The 25,754-nt window shown below is 68.6% G+C and carries 22 protein-coding genes and 4 pseudogenes; 15 read left to right on the top strand and 11 right to left on the bottom strand.

What is annotated here, in order from left to right:
• Nucleotides 1-44 precede the first annotated feature (44 nt).
• A complete protein-coding gene (locus U5O44_RS17170) occupies nucleotides 45-3,341 on the top strand; it encodes a glycoside hydrolase family 15 protein (protein ID WP_322589624.1) in 3,297 nt (1,098 codons plus the stop codon).
• 100 nt (nucleotides 3,342-3,441) lie between these two features.
• Here U5O44_RS17170 and U5O44_RS17175 read toward each other — a convergent pair whose 3' ends face one another.
• From U5O44_RS17175 to U5O44_RS17200, 6 genes and pseudogenes are all read right to left on the bottom strand, one after another.
• Entirely contained in the window at nucleotides 3,442-4,485 is a 1,044-nt protein-coding gene (locus tag U5O44_RS17175) for an oxidoreductase (RefSeq protein ID WP_322589625.1), read from the bottom strand.
• A 152-nt stretch (nucleotides 4,486-4,637) separates the two neighbouring features.
• Nucleotides 4,638-5,504 (bottom strand): carbohydrate porin, encoded by an 867-nt coding sequence (locus tag U5O44_RS17180; protein ID WP_322589626.1) that lies wholly within the window; start codon nucleotides 5,502-5,504, stop codon nucleotides 4,638-4,640.
• A gap of 335 nt (nucleotides 5,505-5,839) precedes the next feature.
• Nucleotides 5,840-6,159 (bottom strand): annotated as a pseudogene (locus U5O44_RS17185) (5-deoxy-glucuronate isomerase); the annotation flags it as partial.
• Between the two features lie 64 nt (nucleotides 6,160-6,223).
• Nucleotides 6,224-6,592: pseudogene (locus U5O44_RS17190) on the bottom strand (IolE/MocC family protein); the annotation flags it as partial.
• Nucleotides 6,534-7,067, bottom strand: coding sequence for a c-type cytochrome (locus tag U5O44_RS17195; protein WP_322589627.1), 534 nt, complete (start codon nucleotides 7,065-7,067; stop codon nucleotides 6,534-6,536). The gene U5O44_RS17195 and the pseudogene U5O44_RS17190, both read right to left, overlap by 59 nt.
• Before the next feature lie 2 nt (nucleotides 7,068-7,069).
• Nucleotides 7,070-7,660 carry a ferritin-like domain-containing protein gene (locus U5O44_RS17200; protein ID WP_322589628.1) on the bottom strand — a complete coding sequence of 197 codons (591 nt, stop codon included), beginning with the start codon at nucleotides 7,658-7,660 and terminating at the stop codon, nucleotides 7,070-7,072.
• Between the two features lie 107 nt (nucleotides 7,661-7,767).
• Here U5O44_RS17200 and U5O44_RS17205 point away from each other — a divergent pair, with 107 nt between their 5' ends.
• Entirely contained in the window at nucleotides 7,768-8,589 is an 822-nt protein-coding gene (locus U5O44_RS17205) for a pseudouridine synthase (protein ID WP_322589629.1), read from the top strand.
• Here the strand turns inward: U5O44_RS17205 and U5O44_RS17210 are convergent.
• Nucleotides 8,556-9,074, bottom strand: a complete 519-nt coding sequence (locus U5O44_RS17210) for a class IV adenylate cyclase (RefSeq protein WP_322589630.1) — start codon at nucleotides 9,072-9,074, stop codon at nucleotides 8,556-8,558. The genes U5O44_RS17205 and U5O44_RS17210 overlap by 34 nt on opposite strands.
• 53 nt (nucleotides 9,075-9,127) lie before the next feature.
• On the opposite strand from U5O44_RS17210, the gene U5O44_RS17215 reads away from it, so the two are divergent.
• The 4 genes and pseudogenes from U5O44_RS17215 to msrB all read left to right on the top strand — a co-directional run bounded on the left by U5O44_RS17215 (nucleotide 9,128) and on the right by msrB (nucleotide 12,151).
• Nucleotides 9,128-10,000, top strand: a complete 873-nt coding sequence (locus tag U5O44_RS17215; RefSeq protein WP_322589631.1) for a MurR/RpiR family transcriptional regulator — start codon at nucleotides 9,128-9,130, stop codon at nucleotides 9,998-10,000.
• 93 nt (nucleotides 10,001-10,093) lie between these two features.
• Entirely contained in the window at nucleotides 10,094-11,086 is a 993-nt protein-coding gene (locus tag U5O44_RS17220) for a sugar kinase (protein WP_322589632.1), read from the top strand.
• 45 nt (nucleotides 11,087-11,131) lie between these two features.
• Nucleotides 11,132-11,668: pseudogene (gene msrA, locus U5O44_RS17225) on the top strand (peptide-methionine (S)-S-oxide reductase MsrA); the annotation flags it as partial.
• 36 nt (nucleotides 11,669-11,704) lie between these two features.
• Nucleotides 11,705-12,151, top strand: coding sequence for a peptide-methionine (R)-S-oxide reductase MsrB (msrB, locus tag U5O44_RS17230; protein ID WP_322590523.1), 447 nt, complete (start codon nucleotides 11,705-11,707; stop codon nucleotides 12,149-12,151).
• A gap of 30 nt (nucleotides 12,152-12,181) precedes the next feature.
• Here msrB and U5O44_RS17235 read toward each other — a convergent pair whose 3' ends face one another.
• On the bottom strand, nucleotides 12,182-12,592 hold the full coding sequence (locus U5O44_RS17235; RefSeq protein WP_322589633.1) for a DUF4870 family protein: 411 nt from the start codon (nucleotides 12,590-12,592) through the stop codon (nucleotides 12,182-12,184).
• 45 nt (nucleotides 12,593-12,637) lie between these two features.
• Nucleotides 12,638-13,576, bottom strand: coding sequence for a transcriptional activator NhaR (nhaR, locus tag U5O44_RS17240; RefSeq protein WP_322589634.1), 939 nt, complete (start codon nucleotides 13,574-13,576; stop codon nucleotides 12,638-12,640).
• Between the two features lie 125 nt (nucleotides 13,577-13,701).
• Between nhaR and U5O44_RS17245 the strand changes: the two genes are divergently transcribed.
• On the top strand, nucleotides 13,702-14,415 hold the full coding sequence (locus U5O44_RS17245; protein WP_322589635.1) for a TerC family protein: 714 nt from the start codon (nucleotides 13,702-13,704) through the stop codon (nucleotides 14,413-14,415).
• 19 nt (nucleotides 14,416-14,434) lie between these two features.
• Here the strand turns inward: U5O44_RS17245 and ilvD are convergent, their stop codons facing one another.
• Entirely contained in the window at nucleotides 14,435-16,294 is a 1,860-nt protein-coding gene (ilvD, locus tag U5O44_RS17250) for a dihydroxy-acid dehydratase (RefSeq protein WP_322589636.1), read from the bottom strand.
• Between the two features lie 154 nt (nucleotides 16,295-16,448).
• Here ilvD and iolG point away from each other — a divergent pair, with 154 nt between their 5' ends.
• Complete coding sequence (gene iolG, locus U5O44_RS17255) at nucleotides 16,449-17,492, top strand: inositol 2-dehydrogenase (protein WP_416222221.1); 1,044 nt, start codon at nucleotides 16,449-16,451, stop codon at nucleotides 17,490-17,492.
• Nucleotides 17,493-17,594: 102 nt separating this feature from the next.
• A pseudogene (locus U5O44_RS17260) lies at nucleotides 17,595-18,270 on the top strand (Gfo/Idh/MocA family protein); the annotation flags it as partial.
• Between the two features lie 155 nt (nucleotides 18,271-18,425).
• On the opposite strand, the gene U5O44_RS17265 reads toward U5O44_RS17260, so the two are convergent.
• Nucleotides 18,426-18,965 (bottom strand): PBECR2 nuclease fold domain-containing protein, encoded by a 540-nt coding sequence (locus U5O44_RS17265; protein WP_322589638.1) that lies wholly within the window; start codon nucleotides 18,963-18,965, stop codon nucleotides 18,426-18,428.
• Nucleotides 18,966-19,142: 177 nt separating this feature from the next.
• On the opposite strand from U5O44_RS17265, the gene U5O44_RS17270 reads away from it, so the two are divergent.
• From U5O44_RS17270 to U5O44_RS17295, 6 genes are all read left to right on the top strand, one after another.
• Nucleotides 19,143-20,747, top strand: coding sequence for a caspase family protein (locus U5O44_RS17270; protein WP_322589639.1), 1,605 nt, complete (start codon nucleotides 19,143-19,145; stop codon nucleotides 20,745-20,747).
• The gene (locus tag U5O44_RS17275) at nucleotides 20,726-22,354 is read left to right on the top strand and encodes an SUMF1/EgtB/PvdO family nonheme iron enzyme (protein WP_322589640.1); all 1,629 of its coding nucleotides are present in this window, start codon (nucleotides 20,726-20,728) and stop codon (nucleotides 22,352-22,354) included. Before U5O44_RS17270 ends, U5O44_RS17275 begins: the two co-directional genes overlap by 22 nt.
• Before the next feature lie 111 nt (nucleotides 22,355-22,465).
• Complete coding sequence (avd, locus tag U5O44_RS17280) at nucleotides 22,466-22,864, top strand: diversity-generating retroelement protein Avd (protein ID WP_322589641.1); 399 nt, start codon at nucleotides 22,466-22,468, stop codon at nucleotides 22,862-22,864.
• Nucleotides 22,848-24,095, top strand: coding sequence for an RNA-directed DNA polymerase (locus U5O44_RS17285; RefSeq protein ID WP_322589642.1), 1,248 nt, complete (start codon nucleotides 22,848-22,850; stop codon nucleotides 24,093-24,095). The genes avd and U5O44_RS17285 overlap by 17 nt, the downstream gene beginning before the upstream one ends.
• Nucleotides 23,996-24,964 carry a hypothetical protein gene (locus U5O44_RS17290; RefSeq protein ID WP_416222222.1) on the top strand — a complete coding sequence of 323 codons (969 nt, stop codon included), beginning with the start codon at nucleotides 23,996-23,998 and terminating at the stop codon, nucleotides 24,962-24,964. The genes U5O44_RS17285 and U5O44_RS17290 overlap by 100 nt, the downstream gene beginning before the upstream one ends.
• Before the next feature lie 42 nt (nucleotides 24,965-25,006).
• Nucleotides 25,007-25,606, top strand: coding sequence for a hypothetical protein (locus tag U5O44_RS17295; RefSeq protein ID WP_322589644.1), 600 nt, complete (start codon nucleotides 25,007-25,009; stop codon nucleotides 25,604-25,606).
• The last annotated feature ends 148 nt before the right edge of the window (nucleotides 25,607-25,754 follow it).

Raw genomic sequence — 25,754 nt, forward strand, 5'->3', positions numbered from 1 at the left:
GACCGTCCGGGTGGATCCCCGCCTGCGCGGGGATGACGGACGACATGAGCACACACGCAGATTCCACGACCGCGCCACGTCTGGAGGCCCTCCGGGCCCTCACGCAGCAGGCGCGCACCATCATCCTGTCGAGGCAGGATCTGACCACCGGCCTGCTGCCTGCCAGCACGGCCATCACCGTCCACGGCGACTACACCCATGCCTGGGTGCGTGACAACGTCTACAGCATCCTGGCGGTCTGGGCGCTGGGCCGCGCCTGGCGCGCGGACGATCCGGCCCAGGCGGACGATCTGGACGCGGCGACCACCCGGCTGATGCGCGGCCTGCTGGCGGCGATGATGCGGCAGTCGCACAAGGTCGAGCGCTTCAAGCGCACCCAGCACCCGCACGATGCGCTGCACGCCAAGTATTCGACCCAGTCCGGCGAGCCGGTGGTCGGCGACACCGAGTGGGGCCACCTGCAGATCGACGCCACCGCGATCTTCCTGCTGATGCTCGGGCAGATGAGCGCGGGCGGCCTGTCGATCGTGCGCGACCGTGACGAGCTGAACTTCGTGCAGAACCTGGTCTGGTACCTTGCCCATGCCTGGCGCACGCCCGACTACGGTATCTGGGAGCGTGGCCACAAGCGCAATGACGGCCAGGCCGAGGTCAACGCCAGCTCGGTCGGCATGGCCAAGGCGGCGCTGGAGGTGGTCAACGGTGCGCAGCTGTTGCCCGGTGCGGACAGCCCGCGCATCCACGTCCCCGCCGACGCCATCGCGCAGGCCCGCCACACGCTGGAGAGCCTGCTGCCACGCGAATCCGAGTCCAAGGAGACCGACGCGGCGTTGCTGTCGATCATCGGCTTCCCGGCGTTTGCGGTGGGGGATGCCGCACTGATCGAGCGCACCCGCAGCGAGATCGTCGGCAAGCTGCAAGGCCGCTACGGCTGCAAGCGCTTCCTGCGCGACGGCCACCAGACGGTGACCGAGGACCACAGCCGCCTGCACTACGAACCCGGCGAGCTGGAGCAGTTCGCGCACATCGAGTCCGAGTGGCCGCTGTTCTTCTGCTACCTGTTGCTGGACGCCGCACTGCGGGGTGACCAGGCGGCGGCGCGCGATTACCGTGCACGGCTGGAGGCGCTGATGGTGGAGCAGGACGGCGTGCGGCTGCTGCCCGAGCTGTATTTCGTGCCGGCCGAGCTGGTCGAGGCCGAACGGCTGGAGCCGCGCACCCAGCGCCGCGAGCCCAACGACAACGTGCCGCTGGTGTGGGCCCAGAGCCTGTATCTCGTCGGCGTGCTGGTGCATGACCGCCATGTGAGTGCGCGCGATCTGCTGCCACGCGGCCGTGGTCCGAGCGACGCGGCCTCCAAGGCCATGGTCGAGGCGGCGCGCGAGCAGGTGCGGGTGCAGGTGGCCGTGCTGGGCGCGGACCTGCTGGTGCAGGCGCGGCTGGCCTCGCACGGCATCGCCTGCGAGACGCCCGAGCAGGTCCAGCCGCTGCAGGTGCGCTACGCCGACGATCTGGCGCTGGCGCTGGCCGAACTGGGGCGGGTGGACCACCTGGGGCTGACGGGCCGGCCGGTCGAGCATCTGGACAGCCTCGTCACCAGCCAGGTGTTCACGCTGCCGTGCGCCACGGGCGGTCCGGCGCAGACGATCGTCTTCCTGCCGGCGTTCTACAGCCGCCAGGGCTTCTACCTGACGCTGGACAACCGGCTGCTGGTGGACGAGATCCGCGCCGAGATCGCCGCATTGCGCCGCCACTGGCAGGTGCGCGACCAGCAGGGCCAGCCGCTGCTGCTGCTGCTGATCGGCGAGGCCATGCTCGGGGCCAACAGCGCCGAGGTGCTGCTGAACTTCCTGAAGGAACTCGGGCGCGACGACACGGCCGGGGTCGAGGTCGGCCCGCTGGCCTCGCTGCTGCCACGCGCCCGCACCACGCGCATGGACTGGCTCGACGCCGCCCCCTGGGCGGCCACAGCCGAGCTGCCCGCCACCGCGGACACCCGCCTGCCGCCGGATCTGCGCTGGGAGGAGGGCGCGACCCGGCCGCTGACCCCCGCCCGGGCGGCGGCGCTGGAGCACGAGGCCGATCCCCAGGTGCTGCTGCACCGGCTGGACCGCAGCCGTAATCCGTATGAACAGATCGAGATCCTCGGCCTGCTGGTGCGGCGGGGTGGTGCGCAGTGGGGGACCGATCGGGGCTGCTCGGTCGGCCAGATGGTGCTGGACTTCCATGCCCGCGCCTGCCATGGCCGCAAGTGGGGACTGATCCGCCGCTCGGCCGGCGTGCTGGGGCTGCACGACGATGCGCTCGAAGAGGCGGTGGCCCAGATCGTCGTGCGCCAGAAGCGGGTGGCGGTCGGCCGGGCCTACGGCGAAGGTGCGGTGATCGGCCGGCCGATGGGCAGCGCCGAGATCCATGAGCGCATCTGCCGCTACGGCGGCGACGATCCGCGGGCGCGGGTGCTGCTGCAGGAGATCGTGCTGTTGCTGGGGGTGCTCATCAAGGCCGATGCGGCGCTGTTCAAGGGGACGCTGACGCTGCGCGCCTGGTACCTGATCCTGCTCATCACCGGCTGGCTGGCCCGCGAGCATGAACTGACGCAGGCCGAGGCCTTCGACTTCCTGCTCAGCCTGAGTCCGCACGCCATCCTGACCCGCCTGCGCGAGGTCATCGCCCACGAGCAGGAGATGAACCGCAACCTGCTGCGCCTGCAGTCGCTGCACGGCCGCATCAGCCGGGACGGTACCGGCCGCGCGGCAGGGCTGGCGACGGTGCATTTCCCGGCGTCGGCCGATCCGGTGCTCGACCAGAGCGTCGGCGGCTGGCTGGCATGGCGCGAGGTGCAGGGCGTCATCACCCGGCTGCCGGAGGACTTCTACACCCGCGTCTGGCAGGTGCTGCGGCATTTCCCGGGCCTCGTCATCGGCGACCAGCTCGACAGCCGCAACCGCGTCGACAGCCGCGTGGCGCGCGCCGACATGACGCCGTCGGAGCGGGGGTTTGCACTGCAGGTCGAGGATCTGCTGAACAAGATCCAGGCCCCCGAGTACCGTCAGCTCACGATCGAGGCGCTGGTGGCGGTGTCCGACATCTGCCGCGCCAATCCGCAGTTGCAGGGCGAGGGGCTGCTGGTGATGGACGTGCTGGTCGGGGTGGCGGTCCGGCTGGGCTGGGAGCAGTCCTTGCCGCCGTGCGAAGAGGATGACGACCCGGTGCCGGACTACAACGAGCACCGTGGCATGGCGTGGGCCGCGTTCTATGCGAGCCCGCCGCATGCGGTGGCCCAGTGCGTGATGGCGGCGCTGGCCTTCCTGATGACGCCGGAGCCGGTCGAGGTCGAGTAGCCGTACTTCCAATGCCCGTCATCCTCGCGCAAGCGAGGATCCACGTGCGACCCCATCCCGTGGGTGCCCGCATGCGCGGGCATGACGGGGGAGGACGTGCTCAGGCGGGCGCGAAGCGCAGTGTGCGGCCTTCCGCGGCGCTGCGCATCGCGCAGTCCATCACCGCCATGACCTGCAGCGCTTCGGTGGCCGGCACCGGGTTCGGGCCGGTGCCGCGCAGCGCGTCCCGGATGCCAAGGTAGAACTGGCGGTAATCACCCGGCGGACGCGGCACCTCGGCGGGCATGGCCGTGCCGAGCACCTGCAGCGCTGGCCGCGGGTCATGGCCCCAGCCGGGTGCCCCCGGCCGCATGCCGGCCTTCAACTGGTCTTCCTGGTTGTCCAGCCCGTTGGAGAGCCAACTCCCCGCCGTGCCATGCAACTCGAAGCGTGGCGCCGCCCAGGCCGCCAGCCGGGTCACATGCAGCGTCACCCGGCGCTGCACGCCACCGGCGTCATAGCCGAGCACCACCTGCGCCCAGTCCACCACGCCTGCGGCGCCATCGCGCAGACCTGCCATGTCGGCCATCACCGTCTGCGGCAGGCCGAACAGGCACAGCGCCTGGTCGACCACATGCGGCCCCAGGTCGAACCACAGGCCCGCGCCCGGACCGGGCCGCTCGCGCCAGCGGTCGCGCGGCACGGGGGCGAAGCGGTCGAAGCGGGAAATGCACTCGCGCATATCGCCCAGCGCGCCACTGCGCAGGGCCTCCCGTGCGCCCAGGAAGTCGCCGTCCCAGCGCCGGTTGTGGAACACGGACAGCAGGCGCCCGCGGGTCTCGGCCAGCTCCACCAGGTCGCGTGCCTCGTCCACCGCGACGGTGAAGGGCTTGTCGATCACCACATGCTTGCCGGCCAGCAGGGCGGCGCAGGCCAGTGGGTAGTGGCTGTCGTTGGGGCTGGCGATGACGACGAGGTCGATCGCCGGGTCGGTGGCGGCGGCCAGGTAGTCGGCGGTGACACGCGCCTGTGGCCAGCGGGCGTGGACCTTGCCGGCGTCGCTGGAGGCGACCAGGGCCAGCGAGAGTCCGTCCACGCTGTCGATCAGCGGGGCGTGGAAGGTCTGGCCGACGTAGCCGAATCCGATCAGGGCGACATTCAACATGGACGACATGGTTCGTTCAGGCATAAAAAAAGGTGAGCACCCCGTGGGCGCTCACCAAGAAAGGGTGGCAGCACTCTATGCCACCCCCTCAGGACCACTTGAACCGTGGACCCCGAAAGCTTTGAAAACCGCTGCCGCTGGGGCAGCAGAGATCAGAAAGCGTAGTTGACGCGGACGCGCAGGCCGATGTTCTTGACTTGGTCGGTGCCCTTGGCGTACGAAACCGCCGGGGTGAGCGTAGCGCCCGTGTCGAACAGCGGCAGGCTGTAAGCGGCGTAGAACATGTTGTCCTTGTTGGAGCCGTTCTTGTCCAGGATGTAGCCAACGCCAGCCGGGCCGAAGGTGGCATTCACGCCGAAGCTCGAACCCTTCACGCCGTTGACCTTGCCCGAGCCGACGCTCAGGTTCAGGCCAGCACCCGCCATCGTGGTGCCCACGGTGATGCCGGCGCCGCTGACCTTCTGGCCATCGGAGTTCTTGCCGTTTTCCAGACCGACCTTGGCCGAGAAGCCGTTCATGCCGAAGCTGACGACCGGGCGAACGCCGGTGTTCTTGGCGGAAGCCATCACGCCCAGTTCGAAGCCGACGCCGCTGCCGGCGTTCACGGTCAGCGCGGCGTGGGCGGCGCTGGTGCGGCCACGGAAGACGTTGGTGCGGTAGCCGGAAGCTGCGCCGCCGTCTTCGACGATGACGTCCTTGCCAGCCGGGAACAGGTCAGCGGCTTCAAAGCGGCCCAGCTTGATGTCGCCAGCCGAGTTGCCGATCTGGACCCACATGTCGTCAATGGCCGCCGTGCCGCCCTTGGTGGCCAGGTAGCTGGCGCGGCCAGCAACGAAACCACCGCCCTTGTCGGTCTTGGAGAATGCATTCAGTTCAACACGGCCGCTTTGGCTGGCGCCACGACTGTTGTTCTGGTACGTGGTGTCCATTTCGACGTTGGCGTCGAAGCCGACAGCGGCGAAAGCCGGAGCAGCGATCAGGGCAGCGGCGGCGACGGCCAGTTGGGTTTTACGGATCATGGTCAAACTCCTCTTTCGTTACGGGAAGCTGGTCGAATGCTCGACCTTGGGTGATGAACAGTAGCGACTATTCCATTCCAATTTACCTGAGGATGACCCTTGGTAAACCAGCGTGTCGCGCCGCTGCAACATTTGCTCGGTGTCTGAATTGTGTGCTGCACCGTGCTCTGGAGCTAGGTCAGCGCGTTCAGACAACAGACTGGTTACGCCGGGTTTCTGTGCTGTGAATTTATGCCAGAACACACCTGCACAGTGACGACGTAAACGTTTGCGTTTTTACCGCACTCTGATTTAGGCGAAAACCTAGGGAACATCCTTGTCGCAATTACGCGACGTTACAGCCCGATCATCCATTCATGGGCTGGATCGTTCTTGAAATGCCAGAGCCAGCCAGGCCCCGCCATGACATTGAGGTAATAGGGTCGTCGCCATGGGGCGCGACGCAGGAGTGGTATCCGCGCGGGACCATGACCACATCATGGTTTTCCACGGCGCAGGCCTCGTCAATACTGCGGTCGTCGGTGTAGACACGCTGAAACGCGAATCCCTGGGGCGGATGGATGCGGTGGTAATAGGTTTCTTCCAGCAGGGTTTCTTCCGGGGGCATGTCGCGGTCATGTTTGTGCGGGGGGTAGCTGCTGGCGTGTCCCGCCGGGCACGTACAGCGCGGGTGGCGAGCGTTTCTTGGCATAGGCGTAGCCGCGTGCCAGGTGTTTCTTCAGCGCCGTGAGCTGGTCGATGTCGGCCGGCGACTCGACATAGGCGCCCATGTGGTGGTATGCGAGTTTGATGCCGTAGGTGTCGATCTGTCCCTGCACGGTGCCGGCGCATTCGCCATAGACGACGACCTTGGCGCCGTTGAACTGCAGCTTGGCCATGTGCGCGACGCAGCGCTCCACCTCGGCCTCGACCGTGTCCTCGGCCAGAAAGCCCGAGTACCAGCCCGAGACGCAGGCCACGCCGAATTCGGCCAGCTTGGCCTGCAGGCTGGGGCCGTCCTTGGGGAACTTGTTGCCGAGTTCAAAGCCTTCATAGCCGATCTCGGCGCCTTCCGAGAGGGCGGTTTCGAGCGGTGTCTCGCCGCCGAGGTACATCGCCATGCTGCGCGCATCCTCCAGCCGGCTGCCGAACTGCTGGGCATAGAAATCGACCGCCCGATCGATGCTCCATGTCACCCTGCGCACGGACGCTGGCGCGTTCGTCGAGCGTCGCCAGATAGGCGATCACGTCTGCCCGGATCGCGGGATCGCCGAGGCGAACGCCCATGCGCTGGCCTGGCGCCAAGGCCTCCGGATTGGAGAGCCAGCGGTCCAGCGTGGCGGCGTCCCAGACCAGCCGGCTCTGCCGCAGCGCTGGCGAGTAGTCGAAGCCGGACACGCTGCCGGCCCGGCGCCCGAACACGCCCGCGTGGCGCGGGCCGATGCGGTCCGTCTCGACCGAGTGGCAGCCGCTGCAGCGCGCCTCCCAGGCCAGCGCGCCGCGTTCGGCGTCGCCACGGCCGCCGGCCTGGGCCAGGGTGGCGGCGGCGAGTGCGAAGCCGGCGATCCACCACGGCCGTGCCACGATCAGCCCCCGAAGCTCAGTGCCTTGGTCGGCAGTGGCCGGCCCAGCGCCTGCGACAGCGCCGTCCAGTGCATCGTCTCGTCGGCCGCGAGCCGTGCGGCGACCTGCGCCAGGGCGGTGTCCTTGAACGCCGGGATCACGCCGAGGTAGGCGTTCGCGGCCCCGAGTTCGAGCCGGGCGGCCAGCGCGAGCACATCGGCCTGGTTCTTCAGCGACCCGGCGTTGAGCGCCTTGGCGTAGTCGTCGAGCGACTTCTCCACCACCGGCCTGCCGCCGAGCTTCTCGATGGTGGCGATCAGCGCGTCGCGGTGGCCCTTGTGGTGCGACTGGAACAGCACGGCCACGTCGAGCACCGGCTTCTGCAGCAGCCCGCTGCCGGCGCCGAGCTGGTAGGCGTTGATCGCTTCATGCTCCAGCCCGAGGGCGATGTTGAGGGTGTTCACGTCGGTGTTCATCGTGCTGCTCGACATCTGCGCGCTGGCCATGCTGCCGCAGCCGGCCAGCAGGCCGACGGTGGCGGCGGACAGCGTGGTCTGGCCCGAGCGCGACAGGAACAGGCGGCGGGTGGCGTTGGCGAGGGGGTGGGCTTGCATGGTGCATCTCCTGCGGGGGTGGAAGGAAAACGGGGCTTGCAGGTCTCTCTACGCAGCGAACGGCCCACTGGATGCAGCATCTGTCACTGTCGTAGAGTCAGGCGCCCATGCACTCGACCTCGCTTGCCGTTCCCCCCGATCCGCCACTGACCGTGCTCTGGCGCGACGCGCACCTGATCGCCATCCACAAACCCGCCGGCTGGCTGGTCCACCGCACCGGGCTGGACGCGGGCGAGACCCGCTTCATCGTCCAGACCCTGCGCGACCAGCTCGGCGGGCAGCGGGTGCATCCTGTCCACCGGCTCGACAAGGGCACCTGCGGCGTGCTGCTGCTGGCGCTGCACGCCGACGCGGCGCGGGCGATGGGCGAGGTGTTCCAGCGCCACGCCGTGACCAAGCGCTATCTGGCGCTGGTGCGTGGCTGGGCGCCGGCGGCCATCACGGTCGATCACCCGCTGCGCCCGGACGACGCGCCGCCGGACGCCCCCGCGCAGCCGGCGCAGACCACGTTCCGGCGGCTGGCCGGCTTCGAGCGGGCGGAGGCCTTCGATCCGCGCTTCGCGGTGACGCGGGTGTCACTGGTCGAGGCGCAGCCGCGCACCGGGCGGCGCCACCAGATCCGCCGCCACCTGAAACACCTCGCGCACCCGATCCTCGGCGACGCCACCCACGGCAAGGGACCGCTGAACCGCTGGTGGGCGGCGCCTGAGCGCCTGGGCCATCAGCGCCTGTGGCTGCACGCGCAGGCGCTCGACTTCGTGCATCCGCTCACCGGCGAGGCGGTGGCGCTGCGCAGTGGGCTGTGCTGGGACGACGCGGCGCAGCGACTGGTGGTGCCGGCCGGTCAGCAGGGCCCGGACGACCTGCGGCACTGGGTCGCCCTGCACGGCGTGCTTCACGAGGCTGAAGTCGCGAGCAGGTCCACGTAAGCGCCGCTGACGAGGTCGGCGCCACCGATGCCGAGGGCGGCCATCAGCGCCTGTGCCTCCCGCTCGCCGGCCTGCGCCGGCTCCCCCGCGTGCAGCACCACCTCCAGCTCCATGAACGTGCCCAGTCCTTCGACACGGTCCAGATGCACCCGCGTGCGCCCGACCAGGTAGAGCGTGCGCTGCTTGCGGACACGGCCGGTCTGGCCGTGGGCGAGGGTCAGCACCTCGCGCAGCCGATCGGGTTCGGCGGTCGTGGTGATGCGGTAGAACGAGGTCTTCGGGCCGGTCTGGTCGGCGCGCTGGTAGAAGATCAGCTCGCCGTGCCCGTCGCCGAAGTCGCGCAGCTTGAGTCGGCCGTTCGGGCAGGCGAAGAAGGTGTCGTCCTGCGCGATGGCGGTCGGCCCGGCGGTGGCCAGCGGGGCGACGCGCCGGGTGAGGGCGTCGAGATCCGGGACGCGGGCCTTGATTTCGGTGTTGCGGTGCATGTCGGCTCTCGCCCTGGGTCAGTGCAGCGGTGTCGTCCCTAGAATGTGCCACGATGAACAGCCCAGAACCCCGGATGACGGTCGATCGGCTCCTGCAGCGGATCTCCGAGGAATACGACACCCTGAGCCGCCAGCTCAAGCTGATCGGCCGCTACATCGAGCAGCACCGCGACCACCTCGGCCTCGAAGGCATCCAAGATGTGGCGGCGCACTGCGGCGTGCAGCCATCGGCCGTGGTGCGCTTTGCCAAGCACTTCGGGTTCTCGGGCTTCACCGAACTGCAGCGGGTCTTCCGCGACGGCCTGTCGCAGCAGATCGCCCCGGGCCGCAACTACAGCGCCCGCATCCGCGACGTGATCGAGTCCGGTGCGCCCAGCCTTGGCCCGGCGCAGATCGCCCATGAGTTCCTCGGCGGCAGCCTGGCGGGCATGCAGGAGCTGCAGAACACGCTCGACGAAGTGGCGTTCGGGCAGGCGGTCGATCTGCTGGCCGAGACGCAGGCGGTCTGGATCATGGGCTCGCGGCGTTCGTTCCCGGTGGCGGTCTACCTCGACTACGCGCTGCAGCACACCGACAAGCGCATCGGCCTGGTCACGGCGATGGGCAGCATGCACGAGGGCCAGATGCGTTCGGTGCGCGAAGGCGACGTGATGGTCGCGATCTCGTTCGCGCCGTATGCCGAGGAAACGGTCGGCATGGCGCAGGCGGCCGTGCAACGCGGCGCCCGCCTGATCGCGCTCACCGACAGCCGCATGAGCCCGCTGGCGCGCGAGGCGGACGTGGCGCTGATCGTGCAGGACAGCGCGACCTTCGGCTTCCGCTCGCTGACGGCGACGATGGGGCTGGCGCAGAGCCTGTTCATCGCGCTGGCCTACCGGCTGGAGCTGCCGTACCGGCCGACCACGCAGGCGGGCGGACGCACCTGACCCGCTCGGCACCGCACTGCACCGTACCGCAACATGGACCGACCGACGCCTGCACCCCGACCACCTCGGCACGCTGCCGGCGGAGGCCTCGGCATGAGCGCGGCCGGTCTGGACGTGCTCGCCATCGGCGAGACGATGGCGCTGCTGGTCGCCGACGCGCCGGGGCCGCTCGCGCAGGCGCAGCAGTTCAGCAAGCGGCTGGCCGGCGCCGACACCAACGTCGCCATCGGCCTGGCGCGGCTCGGGCTGCGTGTGGGCTGGATCAGCCGGCTGGGCGCCGACTCGTTCGGCGACTACGTGCGCGCCGCGGTCGAGGCCGAGGGCATCGACACCTCGCGGGTGCAGACCGACCCCGGCCGCTCCACCGGCTTCATGCTGAAAGCCCGCAGCGTGGACGGCCGCGACCCCACCATCGAGTATTACCGTCGGGGCTCGGCCGCCAGCCAGCTCGGCCCCGCACATTTCGACGCCGACTGGGCGCTGCAGGCCCGCCATGTCCACGCCACCGGCATCACGCCCGCGCTGTCGCCGGCTGCCTGCGAACTGGTCGCGCTGGCGATGCACACCTTCCGCGCCAGCGGGCGCAGCGTCTCGTTCGACCCCAACCTGCGCCCGAGCCTGTGGCCCGACACGGCGACGATGCAGGGCACGCTCAACGCCCTGGCCGCCCACGCCGACTGGGTGCTGCCCGGCATCGAGGAAGGCCGCCTGCTCACCGGCCGCGACACGCCCGACGCCATCGCCGACTTCTATCTGGCGCGTGGCGCCCGGGCCGTGGTCGTCAAGCTCGGCGCCGAAGGGGCGCACGTCTGCACGGCCGAGGGCGAGTCGCTGCACGTCCCCGGCGAGGTCGTCCCGGTCATCGTCGACACCGTCGGCGCGGGCGACGCCTTCGCGGTCGGCATCATCAGCGCCCGGCTCGAAGGCCGCTCCTGGCCCGAGGCATTGCGCAGGGCCAACTGGATCGCCGCGCGGGCGCTGCAGGTGGTCGGCGACATGGAAGGACTGCCGATGCGCCATGAACTGCCCGCGCCGTTGTCCACGGGCCATGCCCCGTCTGCGGTGTCGCCGACCGTCTGCCGTTAACCTCCCGTCCAGCGGGCTGCACCGGCCCGACGAGGAGCCTGCACCATGACGACCACCCCGCGCCCGACGCCCTCCATCCCTGGGACGCCCACCGAAACCGCCATCCTCGCCGGTGGCTGCTTCTGGGGCATGCAGGAGCTGATCCGCGACCTGCCCGGCGTGCTGACCACCCGCGTCGGCTACAGCGGCGGAGACGTGCCCCACGCCACCTACCGCCACCACGGCACCCACGCCGAAGCGATCGAAGTGGTGTTCGATCCGAGCCGGCTGTCCTACCGCGACCTGCTCGAAGTCTTCTTCCAGATCCACGACCCGACCACGCCGAACCGCCAGGGCAATGACCGCGGCATGTCCTACCGCTCCGGCCTCTACTACACCAGCCAGGCGCAGCACCAGACCATCCTGCAGACCATCGCCGACGTGGAGGCCTCCGGGTGCTGGCCGGGCCGTGTGGTCACCGAGGTCGCACCCGCCGGGCCGTTCTGGCAGGCCGAACCGGAGCACCAGGACTATCTGCAGCGCTACCCCGACGGCTACACCTGCCACTACGTGCGTCCGCAATGGCGGCTGCCGAAAGCCGGGCAACCGGAGCCTGCGCGCCTGATCGACTGGACCGAGGTGCTGCGCCGGGGCCGGGGCCACAACCTTGCGCCGTCACACCGCGTCGAGCGCACCGAAGCCGAGTGGCGCGCCCGACTCACGCCAGAGCAGTTCCATGTCACCCGCCGCCACGGCACCGAGCGGCCGTTCAGCTCCGAGATGTGCAGCCGCTTCGAGCCGGCGCGCTACCACTGCGTCTGCTGCGACACGCCGCTGTTCGATGCCAGCGTCAAGTTCGAGAGCGGCACTGGCTGGCCGTCGTTCACGCAGCCGGTCGAGTCGGCGGTCGTGGCGTACCAGCTCGACACGTCCTGGGGCATGCAGCGTGTCGAGACCACCTGCGCCGTGTGTGACGCCCATCTGGGTCATGTCTTCCCGGACGGGCCAGCGCCGTCGGGGCTGCGCTACTGCATCAACGCCGTGGCGCTGGTCAAGGCTGGAACAGACGCGGCCCGCGAAGGCTGACCGCGACCGCGCGGGCTTGGCCGGTGAGGGTCATTCCGCCGGCATCGGCTGCCCGTCCTTCAGGCGCAGCCAGCCGCGCGCGATCCGGTAGATGGCCCAGACACCGAGTAAGAACATGCCCAGGGCGAGCGTTCCGAAACCCAGCACCACCAGCATCAGCGGCAGCGACACCAGTAACACCAGCACCGACCAGACCAGCGCGATCCAGAAGGTCCGGATCACCCAGTCCACATGCGAGGACAGCCAGGTGCCCCGGACCTTGTCGCGCTCCAGATAGCTCAGCACCACCGCGATGATCGACGGCCAGCCGAACAGGAAGGAGCCGATGATGGACGCCGCGCCGAAGGCCCCCAGCCCGATGCCCAGCGCATGGAGCGCATAGATGATGTGCAGCATGCGCTGCGAGCCGCGCAGGTCTTCGTCCTGGATGATCACGTTCATGGCCAAGGTCTCCGGTGGCGGTGGGTACAGAAAAGCGTGGAAACTTTAACGCAATCCACCCGCAGGCACTGGCGCTGACATGCCCGGTTGCGCCAGGAACTGCCCCCGCGCCGCCGCGGTGATCGCCGCCACGCAGGGGTGGGTGATGCGCCGTTCGACCGAGATCGCGTAGAACGCCTCCACCAGCGACTCCGAGCGTCCGAGCACCTCCACACCGTACTGTGCGCAGGTCTGCGCCTCCAGCACGGTCGGTGCCATGAACACGCCACGGCCCTCCGAGCCGAACGCCTTCAGCAGCGCAGCGTCGTCGAACTCGCCGACACGCAGCGGACGCACGCCGAGGTCTGCCAGCCACCCGTCCAGCCGACGCCGCATCGCCGACGCTGCGCCCTGGATCAGCATGGGCGCGCCGTCCAGGCACTGCGGAAAGTGGCCATGCAGCGTGGCCTTCAGCGCGGGGGTGGCGAAGAAGCTCATCGCCGTGGTGCCGAGCGGGTGGCTGTAGGCCTTCACGCTCAGGTTCGGCGCCATCACCTCGTCGGCGATCACCAGATCGAGCCGGTGGACCGCCAGTTGCGCCAGCAGATCGGCCAGCGTGCCTTCATGGCAGATCAGCCGTACCGGCTCCGGCCCGTCGAGTGCCGGCTCCAGCAGCCGGTAGGCGATCGACTTGGGGACCTGGTCCGCAATGCCCACACGGAACTCGGGCAGCGCCTGCGCGCGGTGGGCAGGCCCGATCGCGGCCTCCAGCTCGCCACCGAGGGCGAAGATCTGGTCCGCGTAGCCCAGTGCCGCGCGGCCGTCGTCCGTGAGTTCCATTCCGCGTCCGCGCTTGCGGAACAGCGCGCAGCCCAGGCTGTCCTCCAGCAACTTGATCTGTGCCGACAAGGTCTGCGGTGTGGTGTGGAGCTGTTCGCTGGCGCGCATGACCCCGCCAGCCCTGGCCGTGGCCCAGAAATAGTGGAGATGCTTGAAGTTGAGCACGGTGGATGGTTCGGTTTTCTGGAAGTGTTGCTTCCGGTTAATCGAATTTACCCCAATTGTCTTGGGGTCATACCATCGTCCGGATGGACTTCCTACTCGACCCCAATCTCTGGATCGCTTTCGCGATGTTGACCACCCTGGAAATCGTTCTGGGCATCGACAACATCATCTTCATCTCCATCCTCGTCGGCCGCCTGCCACCCGAACAGCGCGACTTTGCCCGGCGCCTGGGCCTCGGCTTCGCGATGGTGTCGCGGCTGCTGCTGCTGTTCTCGCTGAGCTGGGTGATGGGCCTGACCGCCGACCTGTTCACCGTGGCCGGCATGGGCATCAGCGGGCGTGACCTGGTGCTGCTCGGCGGTGGCCTGTTCCTGCTCTACAAGGCCACGCATGAAATCTTCGTCGAGGTCGAGGCCCGCGAGGAAGACGGCCCCCCTCCGGCCGATCCGGCCGTGATGAAGGCGGCCGGCCAGCGTGCCATGTGGGCCACGATCGGTCAGATCGGCGTGATCGACATCGTGTTCTCGCTGGACTCGGTCATCACCGCCGTCGGCATGGTCGACCAGATCGGCGTGATGGTGGCGGCCGTGATTGCGGCGGTCGGCGTGATGCTCTTCGCGGCCAAGCCGATCGGTGACTTCGTGGATGCGCACCCGTCGGTCAAGGTGCTGGCGCTGGCCTTCCTGGTGATGGTGGGCATGGCGCTGACCGGCGAGGCGCTGGACGTGCACATCCCCAAGGGCTATCTGTACGGCGCCATGGCCTTCTCGCTGATGGTGGAAGCCCTCAACATCCGCTCGCGTGCCAAGCGGCTGAAGCAGCGTCAGGCCGCCGCCTGACACCCTCCACCCCGCGGGATCAGTCGCCGAGTTTCGACAGATCCCGCACCGCGCCCTGGTCCGCCGAGGTGGCCAGCAGTGCATACGCCTTCAGCGCGGCCGACACCTTGCGCGGCCGCGGCTGGGCCGGCTTCCAGCCCTTGGCGTCCTGCTCGGCGCGGCGGGCGGCGAGTTCCTCGTCCGACAGCAGCACGTTGATCGAGCGGTTCTTGATGTCGATGCGGATCCGGTCGCCCTGGCGCACCAGCCCGATCGCACCACCGGCGGCCGCTTCCGGCGAGACATGGCCGATCGACAGCCCCGACGTGCCGCCCGAGAAGCGCCCGTCCGTCAGCAGCGCACACGCCTTGCCCAGCCCCTTGGACTTGATGTAGCTGGTCGGGTAGAGCATCTCCTGCATCCCCGGTCCGCCCTTCGGCCCTTCATAGCGCACGACCACGATGTCACCGGCCTTGACCTTGTCGGCCAGGATGTCGGCCACGGCCTCGTCCTGCGACTCGGTGACGTAGGCCGAGCCCTCGAACACCATCAGGCTGTCGTCCACGCCGGCGGTCTTCACCACGCAGCCGTCCAGCGCGATGTTGCCGCGCAGCACGGCGAGGCCACCCTCCTGCGAGTAGGCGTGTTCGCCCGAGCGGATGCAGCCTTCGGCACGGTCGGTGTCCAGGCTCGGCCAGCGGGTGTCCTGGCTGAAGGCCACCTGCGTCGGGATGCCTGCGGGACCGGCGCGGTAGAAATGTTTGACTGCGTCGCTCGGCTGGCGGGCGATGTCCCAGGCGTCCAGCGCGTCCTTCATGGTGGGCGCGTGGATGGTCGGTACATCGGTGTGCAGGCGGCCGGCGCGGTCGAGTTCCCCGAGGATGGCCATGATGCCGCCAGCGCGGTGCACGTCCTCGATGTGGTACTTCTGCGTGTTCGGCGCGACCTTGCAGAGCTGCGGCACGACGCGCGAGAGGCGGTCGATGTCGGCCATCGTGAAGTCGATCTCGGCTTCGCGGGCGATGGCCAGCAGGTGCAGGATGGTGTTGGTCGAGCCGCCCATGGCGATGTCGAGCGTGATCGCATTCTCGAAGGCCTTGAAGCCCATGGCGCGCGGCAGCACCGAGGCGTCCTCGTCCTCGTAGTAGCGCTTGCACAGGTCCACCGCCAGACGGCCGGCGCGCTTGAAGAGCTGCTCGCGGTCGGCGTGCGTGGCCAGCACCGTGCCGTTGCCCGGCAGCGCCAGCCCCAGCGCCTCGGCCAGACAGTTCATCGAGTTGGCCGTGAACATGCCCGAGCAGGAGCCGCAGGTCGGGCAGGCCGAGCGTTCCACCTGCGCGACGACCTCGTCCGAGACATTCGGGTCGGCCGCCATCACCATCGCGTCCACGAGGTCGAGCTTCTTGAACTCGATCTTGTGCGTGGTCGGGTTGGCCAGCTTCGTCTTGCCGGCCTCCATCGGGCCACCGGAGACGAACACCACCGGGATGTTCAGCCGCATCGCCGCCATCAGCATGCCCGGCGTGATCTTGTCGCAGTTGGAGATGCACACCAGCGCGTCCGCGCAGTGGGCGTTGACCATGAACTCGACCGAATCGGCGATCAGCTCGCGGCTGGGCAGCGAATACAGCATGCCGTCATGGCCCATGGCGATGCCGTCGTCCACTGCGATGGTGTTGAACTCCTTGGCCACACCGCCCACCGCCTCGATCTCGCGGGCGACGAGCTGGCCCAGGTCCTTCAGGTGGACGTGGCCGGGCACGAACTGGGTGAAGGAGTTGGCGATGGCGATGATCGGCTTGCTGAAATCGCCGTCCTTCATGCCGGTGGCGCGCCACAGGGCGCGGGCGCCGGCCATGTTGCGGCCGGCGGTGGAGGTCTTGGAGCGGTAGGCGGGCATGGGGAACTTTCTGGGTTGTGCGGCGGCGTGATTTTGGCCCATTCGCCGTGCGTGGGGATTCAGCCTGCGCTTCTTGGGGTCTGCCCGCTTGCCGGTGGAGCGCCAAATGTGGAAAATGATTTCATTAATAAATTTTGAATGAAAATTTGTTTCGATATCGGGCCACCGAACATCCAAGACTTCGTCCCAGGAAACCCTGTCCATGAAAAACGTCGCTGTCTTCGGCGCCGGTCGCATCGGCCGCATCCACGCCACCAACCTCGCCAGCCTGTCGGGCGTGAAGCTGCAGGCCATCTGCGACCCGATGGCCGACAGCGCCGCCCAGCTCGCCCAGCAGCTCGGCGCGCAGGTCTCCACCATCGAGGCCGTGCTGGCCGACCCGTCGATCGACGTGGTCGCCATCACCTCGCCCACGTCCACCCACTCCGACCTCATCACCCGCGCCGCCGCCGCTGGCAAGCACATCTTCTGCGAGAAGCCGGTGGACCTGTCGGTGCCGCGTGCCATCGCCTGCGGCGAGGCGGTCAAGGCGGCGGGTGTCGCCTGCATGATCGGCTTCCAGCGCCGCTTCGACCCCACGTTCAACGAAGCCCGCACCCGCATGGACCGCGGCGAGATCGGCAACCCGGAGATGCTCATCATCACCAGCCGTGACCCGGGCGCCCCGCCGGCCGAGTACATCAAGGGCTCGGGCGGCATCTTCCGCGACATGCTGATCCACGACTTCGACGTGTTCCGCTGGATCCTGTGCGCCGACGGCGACGAGGCCGAGTGGCTGAGCGCGTCGGGCTCGGTGCTGACCGACCCGGCCATCGCCGAGCTGGGCGATTTCGACAGCACGGCGGTGACGATCCGCACGCAGAAGGGCCGCCTCTGCCAGATCAACACCACGCGCCGCGCCGCCTACGGCTATGACCAGCGCTTCGAGGTGCTGGGCTCGGCCGGCATGCTGCAGTGTGGCAACCACACGCCCAGCCAGGTCGTGCAGTGGGACGCCAACGGCATCACCACGGACAAGCCGGAAGCCTTCTTCCTGCAGCGCTATGCGGCGGCCTACCGGCTGGAGATCGCGCACTTCTTCGAGTGCCTGCAGACCGGCGCCGCCTTCCGCACGACGGTGGCCGATGGGGTGAAGGCGCAGATCCTCGCCGACGCGGCTGCTGAAAGCGCGCTCAGCGGGCAGCCGGTGCGCTTCTGATGGCCGCCGCCCGCTTGCGTGTCGGCATCGCTGGCCTCGGGCGGCTGGGACGGCGCCACGCCGAGGCGCTGGCCTTCTCCACCCGCCACGTCGATCTGGTAGCCGCTGGCGCTGAACCTGCCGGACTGCGAGCGCGTGCTGGCGGTCGCCGCCGAGCATCCGCAACGCGGCGGCGGCGGTCGAGGCGGGCGAGATCGGCCGGCCGTTCCTGGTGCGCTCGCAGACCTGCGACAAGAACGACCCGGATGGCTTCTTCGTCCGCTTCGCACCGACCTCAGGCGGCATCTTCATGGACTGCAGCGTCCACGACATCGACCTGGCGCGCTGGCTGCTGGGTCGCCCAAAGGCGCTGCGGGCGTTCGCCACCGGCACGATCGCGCTGCACCCCGGTCTGGCCGAGTGCGGCGACGTGGACAACGGGCTGGCGATCGTCGAGTTCGAGGGCGGCGCGCGGGCGGTGTTCTACGCCTCGCGCACGCTGGCCCACGGGCATGAGACGACGACCGAGGTGATCGGCACGGCCGGCAAGCTGCTGGTCGGCGAACACGCGGCGCGGGACCGGGTGATCCGCAGCGATGCGGCGGGCGTCAGCCACGCGGTGCTCGGTGATTTCCACGAGCGCTTCGAGGCAGCGTTTGCGCACGAGATGGCGGCGTTCGTGGCCGCCTGCCGCGGGGTCGAGCCTCTGACGCTGACGCTGTCGGACGCGATGGAGGCGACGCGGATCGGGCTGGCGATCACGCGGTCGCTCCGGTCGGGGATGCCGGAGGGGGTGTAGTAGCGGGCACCGAATGGTGATTGCGACGCCACTGCCGCGTGGCGTAAACTGGAGTTGCCTTGGCGGCAGGGCGCGAAAGTGGTTGAGTCTGGCTCCGTAACCACCTGACAGTTGACCTGTGCGACCCGATAGCACGGGAGCTTGATCCCCTGCTGTCACTGGCACTTCCACCGCAGGTCGCCGATGCGCAATGCATTCATTCCGGCGCGGTCACGGTTCATCATGTTCCAGAAAACACCGCCATCCTCCATGACTTTGACCATGACGAGGATGTCGTACTTGGCGCGAGAGAACACCTTGATATAGCGGTCCCTCGTCGAGCCGTCGTCGTAGCGGACGGCCCAGACTTCGCTCGGTCGCTCCAGCGTCGGCACGATGAAACCTGCGTAGCGTTCACGCTGGTCCTGCCTTTTCTCGACGACGTGCCCCAGTGTCGAGTCCTGGATGGTCACGGTGCCGAGCGGGGTTTGCACGCTCATGGCACCGCCGAATGTCACACCCAGCGTGGCACGCAGGGACTCGACCGCATGTTCGTGGGACATTGCGCCAGAGACAAGCGCAGGTGCCTTCTCCGCCGGGTACTCTGCCTTGCGAAGATCAGGCAAGCCATGGTCACGCCAATTCCGCTGGTTCGGATTGGCTTTGGCGATGGCGATGGCGATGGCTTTTGGCGCAGTCGGCGAAGGCAGTGTCATCACCGTATTTTCTGTCCCTTGTCAGGGGCGGCCCCGGCATCAAGCATCCGCTAGACTGTGACCAAATAATTCACATCGGGCGGTGCGGCGATGAGGACGACAGCACGGGGAGGGTGGCGCGGCGCGTCGGTGGTCGTGGGGGTCTTGCTCCTGTTGTTGGGGTTGACTGCGCCGGCCGTGTGGGCCGATGTCCGGCGGGTGGCCTTGCTGGTCGGCGTGTCGGCATACCGGCATCCAGCGATCCCGGCACTCGACGGTCCTGCCCACGACGTGGCCGCGATGCGCGAGGTGCTGATCCGGCGCTGGGGGTTCCGGGCCGAGGACATCCGCACGCTGACCGACCGGCAGGCCACGCGCGACCACATCCTGTCCGAGCTGACCGCGCTGGCGGGTCGCAGCGGTCCGAGCGACGAGGTGCTGGTCTATTTTTCGGGGCATGGCACCAGTGCGCTCGACCTGGGGGCGGCGGCGCTGGGGGTGCCGGTGCCGCATGGTTCGGGGGCGTTCATGGCGCACGATTTCGACCTGAGCCAGCCGACGCGGGGCCTGATTGTCGGGCGCACGGACCTGGTGCCCCGCATCGAGGCGCTGGAGCGGGGCGAGCGGCGGCTGTGGGTGGTGATGGACACCTGCTACTCCGGGCAGGCGGTGCGGCAGGTGACGCCGACGCGGGCGGACCCGGACGCCTGGGCGGAACGCACCTTCACGATCAGCCGGCCCGACATCGCCGACCGCATGGCGCGGCAAGCCCCCGGACGCTCCGCCCCGCCGCCGTATCCGTACCGCGCCACCGCTTTTCTGTCCGCTGCGGGCGAGGGGGAAACCGCCAAGGACGTGAGCCGCGCGAAGCTGCGCCAGTGGCCGACGCTGGACGGCCAGCCGCACGGGGCGCTGACGGACGCGCTGCTGCGCGTGCTGGACGGGCGCATCGCGGGCGATCTGAACGGCGACGGGTGGCTCGACCTGAACGAGGTGCATCGGGCGGTGGGCGATTTCATGGCGCAGCGTCCCTATGGGCACACGCCGCAGCGCCTGCCGTCGGTGGCGCAGGACACGCTGGGGCTGGGCAGTCGGGCGGTGCTGTCGGTCAAGGGGGGGGCAGCGCGGCCGGTCGAGGCGCCGCCGACACCGCTGACCGTGCGCACCGAGGATCTGCCCGGTCCGCTGGTCAAGCGCTTGCAGGGGTTGCCGGACGTGAAGCTGCTGTCGGCGGGCGGTACCGGGGCCGATCTGGAGATCGTGCGGGCGGGGGATCTGGTCGATGTGGTGGATGCGTCGGGGGACCGGCTGGTGCGGATGCAGCCGGTGGATGCGGATCGGCTGGTCGGGCTGGTGCAGGGGCGGGCCTGGGCGCGGCGGGTCAAGGCGCTGGCGGAGCGGCATCGGCGAGGGGTGCTGCCGGTGGGGATCGAGCCTGCGGGTTTCGGGGGAGATTTCACGGAGGGTCAGGAACTGAATTTCAGCGTCCGGCCTGACCGGGAGCTGTTCCTGCTGATGGTCAATGTCAACGCGATGGGCGAGGCGACGCTGATGTACCCGACAGAGGAGTACGAGCGCAAGTCTTCTCCCGGTCGGCAATTGGTGCAGGTGCCTTCTGCGTCCAGTCGGCTGACCGTGCGGCTTCCGGAGGGCAAAGACATTCAGTTGTTCTTCGGGTTCGACCAGGAGCCGAGCCGCGAACTCACGCGCGTGGACGCGCTGGCTCGACTGGTACAGCAGCGTGCTGGACAATTCAGTTTTGGGCATTCCGAGTTCCGGACATGGCGCAGGAGACAACAATGAAGCGGGTGATGGAGATGGGATGGCGTTGGTGCCGTCGGGTGCGGCGGTCGTTGCCGGTGGCGATGACGGTCGTGGTTTGTCTGGTGTCCACGGGGGCGCAGGCTGCCGAGCGCCGGATCGCCTTGGTGATCGGCAATGGCGCTTATGCAGAGTCGCCATTGAAGAATCCGGTGAATGACGCCCGCGACATGCGTGCGCGTTTGCTGGAACTTGGTTTTGACAAATCGGACATCGTCTACCGCGAGAACCTGAAGACAGCGGAAATCGGCGCCATGCTGCGCGAGTTTCGGGACAAGCTGAACGGTGATGCGGTGGCCGTGGTGTTCTATGCCGGGCATGGGGTGCAGATCGGTGGTGAGAACTTTCTGCCGACGGTGGATGCGCGGGTGGACGGCGAGGATGATCTGCCGCAGCAGTCGATCAAGCTGGGTGCTTTGCTGAATGTGCTGAGAACAAGCCGGACGCGGCTGAATCTGGTCTTTCTGGATGCGTGCCGGAACAATCCGTACAAGCGTGGATTCCGTGATGGCATTCGTGGATTGGAGAAGATGTCGCCCGCATCGGGCACGCTGATCTCCTACGCCACCCAGCCCGGACTGGTGGCCGACGATGGCAAGGGGCGCAACGGGGTGTTCACGGGGCAGTTGCTGGCGAACATGGCTGCACCAGGGTTGCCGGTTGAACTGATGATCAAGCGGGTGGCGAGCGGGGTGTATGCCAGTACCGAAGGAAAACAAGATCCGTGGCAGGAAGGGTCTATCCGGGGGGATTTCTACTTCGTTCCGGGTGCGTCACCTCCTCCGCCTCCACCTGTGGTTTCCCAGAATGGCCAGACCCTCAAGGACTGCACCGACTGCCCCGACCTGGTGGTGATCCCTGCGGGCGGCTTCCAGATGGGCACTGATGCTTACGACAGTGAAAAGCCGGTTCACCCGGTCACGATCCCGCGTGCGCTGGCTGTTGGGCGTACCGAGGTGACGGTCGCGCAGTACCTGCGGTGTGTGGCGGAGCGTGGTTGTGACGAGCCGGAATGGCGACAGAAGGGCAGCACCTATCACTACCAGACCGGCAGTGACCAGCATTACCGCCAACTCGGTGCGGCATTGACCGGTGACAACCACCCGATCGTCGGCGTGAGCTGGAACAACGCTCAGCAGTACGTGAAATGGCTCTCGGCGAAGACGGGTGGCAAAGGCTATCGGCTGCTGACCGAATCGGAATGGGAGTACGCCGCACGGGCTGGCAGCGTGACAACGTACAGCTTCGGGGACAGCGAGTCTTCTTTGGGCGATTACGCTTGGTTCTCTGGCAACAGTGGTGGCAAGGCGCAGCCAGTGGCCCAGAAGAAGCCGAATGCGTTCGGGCTGTACGACATGCACGGCAACGTCTGGGAATGGGTCGAGGACGTGTGGCACGACAACTACACGGGGGCACCTACCGATGGGACAGCTTGGAAGAGTGGCGGAGACTCGTCGCGCCGTGTTCTGCGGGGCGGTTCCTGGTACGGCATCCCGTGGAACCTGCGCTCGGCCAACCGCGACGGGGGCACGCCGGACGGCCGGGGCAACAGCACCGGTTTCCGTATCGCCAGGACCTTTTCCCTTTAGCCCTTTTACCCTCTTACCCTTTGAAAACAACATGAGGCAGCGAGCAACGAGGGCATTCGCGGGGTCTGGGGGTGCAGCCCCCAGCGGCGGCCAAAACGGGAAGGCCCCGGCATGAGCACCGCCGCGCGGCCGAACGTGTCGGCGGTGGAGGCGATGTACCAGTTCGTGCTGTGGCTGGTCCCGGTGCTCGACGGCATGCCGCGCAGCCAGAAATTCCTGCTCGGCGACCGCATCCAGACCACGGCGATGGACGTGCTCGACCACCTGATCGAAGCCGCCTACAGCCGCGAACGCGCCGCCCTGCTGCGCCACGCCAACCTGGGGCTGGAGAAGCTGCGGTTCTGGATGCGCATGTCCAAGGATCTGAAGCTGATCGACTTCAAACGCTACGAACACGCCGCCCGCTGCATTGACGACGTGGGCCGACAGGTCGGCGGCTGGCTGAAATCGAACCGCCCCGCCGGCACCACCACCCCCGACGCCGGAGCCGACCATGCCCCGCCGACATGACGACCTGTTCGGCCAGATCGCCACGTTCCGGGCGCTGCACGACGCCGCCCGCCGCGCCGCCGTCGGCAAGCGCCGCAAGCCGGGCGCAGCGGCTTTCATGGCGAACCTGGAGCGCGAGCTGCTGCGGCTGGAGCGTGAGCTGAACGACGGCCGCTACCGCACCGGCCGCTACCTGGAAATCATCGTGCGCGACCCGAAGCGCCGCCTGGTCTCGGCCGCGCCATTCCGCGACCGCGTGGTGCATCACGCGCTGTTCGCCGTCATCGGCCCGCTGTTCGAGCGCGGCTTCATCCCCGACACCTACGCCAACCGCACCGGCTACGGCACCCACCGCGCCGTGGCCCGCTACGAACACTTCCGCGACCGCCACGCCCACGTCCTGCGGGCCGACCTCTGGCGCTACTTCCCGTCGATCGACCACGAGATCCTGAAACGCGACCTGCGCCGCCGCATCGCCTGCCCGCAGACCCTCGCCCTGTGCGACACGATCATCGACGGCTCCAACGAACAGGAACCCGTCGCCTGCTACTTCCCCGGCGATGACCTGTTCACCCCGCACGAGCGCCGCCGGGGCTTGCCGCTGGGCAACCTGACGAGCCAGTTCTTCGCCAACCTCTACCTCGACGGCTTCGACCACTGGGTCAAGGAAGTGCTGCGGGCGCCGTACCTGCGCTATGTCGATGACTTCGCGCTGTTCTCGAATAACGCCGATCAGCTGGCCGACTGGCGCGAGCGCATCACGGTGTACCTCGAAGGCCGACGCCTGCGCCTGCACCCGGACAAGACGCAGATCGTCGCCACCCCCGTGCCGGCCACCTTCCTCGGCTACGAGCTGCACCCCGACGGCCACCGCCGCCTGCCCCCCGAAAACGTCACACGCTTTCGCCACCGGCTGGAGCAGATGCGCCGCGACTGGCAGGCCCAGCGCGTCAGCGGCGACGAGGTCCGCCAGCGCGTCCACGCCTGGATCGCACACGCCCGCCACGCCGACACCCACGGCCTGCGGCACACCCTCTTCCAAGGTGGCTGGTTCGACCCGCTGTGGTCGGACTCGCTGCCCGTCGAAGCCCCCGGCGCCCTGAAACGCGCCGTGTTCTGCGGGGCGGTTCCTGGAACAACAACCCGAGGAACCTGCGCTCGGCCAACCGCAACAGGAACACACCGGACAACCGGAACAACAACACCGGTTTCCGTATCGCCAGCACGGCCCGCGCCAGAACGCTGGTTCTGACCCTGACCCGTCAGGGTGGGCATCAGCGGCGTGCAAGGGCAGTCCAAGGGTGTCCGGGGGGATGCACCCGGTTCGCGTCGGCCTTGGCGGATTTTGGTCTGCGGTCGGAGCGAACCCTTTTATTTACGCATGCAAGGGGGAAACATCACCATGAATCGACCAGCAGAACACCGGGGTTCCGGGCGGCGGTGGCTCGGTCTGGCGACGCTGGCCCTGCTGATCGCGACCAGCACGGCCCACGCCCAGCACGACGCCACCCCCCGCGACAAAGCCCGCCTGAAAGCCGTCGCCGACCAACTCCAGGCCGCCGAAGCCTCCCTGACCCGCCAGTCCGCCGCCATGACACCCCGCGAGCAGGCGATGGCCGAAGCGCAGTTGCTCGCCGCGCAGGACAGCCTCCAGACCGCCATGGTCGAGAAGGGCCGCAGCGCCTTGGCCCTGTTCGGCGCCGAGCAGAGCGCCCAGGACGCCAGCGCCTCCGCCCAGCGCAAGGGCGGCCCGGTGCGCCGCCCCGTCGAGGTGCAGGTCACCTCCAGCCGCCCCGGCAGCGTCGCCCCGCCGATGGACGTGTACGCCCTGCCGCTGATCTACCTCACCCGCGGCGTGCCGGCGAGCATGTCCGCCGACAAGCTCCGCCGCCTGCTGGAACTCGCCCGCTTCGAGCGCCCCACCTCGCCGTCGATCGACCGGCTGGAAACGCATGGCGAATACGCCCTGTGGATCGCCGCGCCGAGCCGGGTCGATGCCGTGCTGTCCCTCGTGCGCCAGCGGGCGCTGACCCACTACCGCCGCGTCAGCACTGGCCCGTCCGAGCCGATCACGCTGGTGCTGAGCGAGGACGATCAGGTGCGCCTGCCTCCCGCGCCTGACGCGGCGGCCCCTGCGCCCGCCGCCGCCTCCGGGAGCGCACCATGAAGTGGGACGAACTCACCCGGCAACTCGGCGCCGCGGCGGCGGCCGTGACGGCGATGTTCGCGCTGTTCAACTCGGTCCTGTCCGACTGGGTGCCGCCCGCCGAGGCCATGGGCGCGCCGGCCGTCACCGGGATCGCGTCCTTCGTCTCGCTGGTGGTCCTGCTGGTGCTTGTGCTGGTGATGCGCCGACGGCTGACGGTGGCGCATCGGCGGCAGATCGCGGCGGCGGCCGGGGCTGCCGCCATCGCGGGGCTGGTGGTCGCGTATGTCTACTACGGCGATCTGGACGCACACGTCTTCGTCTGGCCGCCCGCCGCCAGCGCCCAGCCCGACGAAGGCGAGCCGCGGCGGCACCTCCGCGGCGAGTTCAACGAGATGGGCCGCCAGGCGAGCGATGTCAGCCTGACGGCGGCCATCACCGAAGCCGGCGGACTGCACAAGGCCCAGGCTGACCAGGCGCTGTGGGACGAGACCTCGCGCCAGCAGGTGGAGCGGCGGCTGGTGCTGCTGTACGTCGTGATGACGAGCCTGCTGTCGGGGGCTGTGTTCGGGCTGGTGCTGGCGGTGATGTTCTCGTCGCCGGCCTCGACCGCGTAGTGTCGCGTCAACGATCCACTGTCGCGCCCCAAACACCGTCATCCTCGCGAATGCGAGGATCTACGCCCGCCAAATGCCGTCATTTCCCTGCGTGGGTGCCCGCTTTCGCGGGCATGACGGGAGGTGTTCGCGCGGGCTGTCCGTCAAG

This window comes from Sphaerotilus sp., assembly GCF_034519685.1.
Classification (GTDB): domain Bacteria; phylum Pseudomonadota; class Gammaproteobacteria; order Burkholderiales; family Burkholderiaceae_C; genus Sphaerotilus.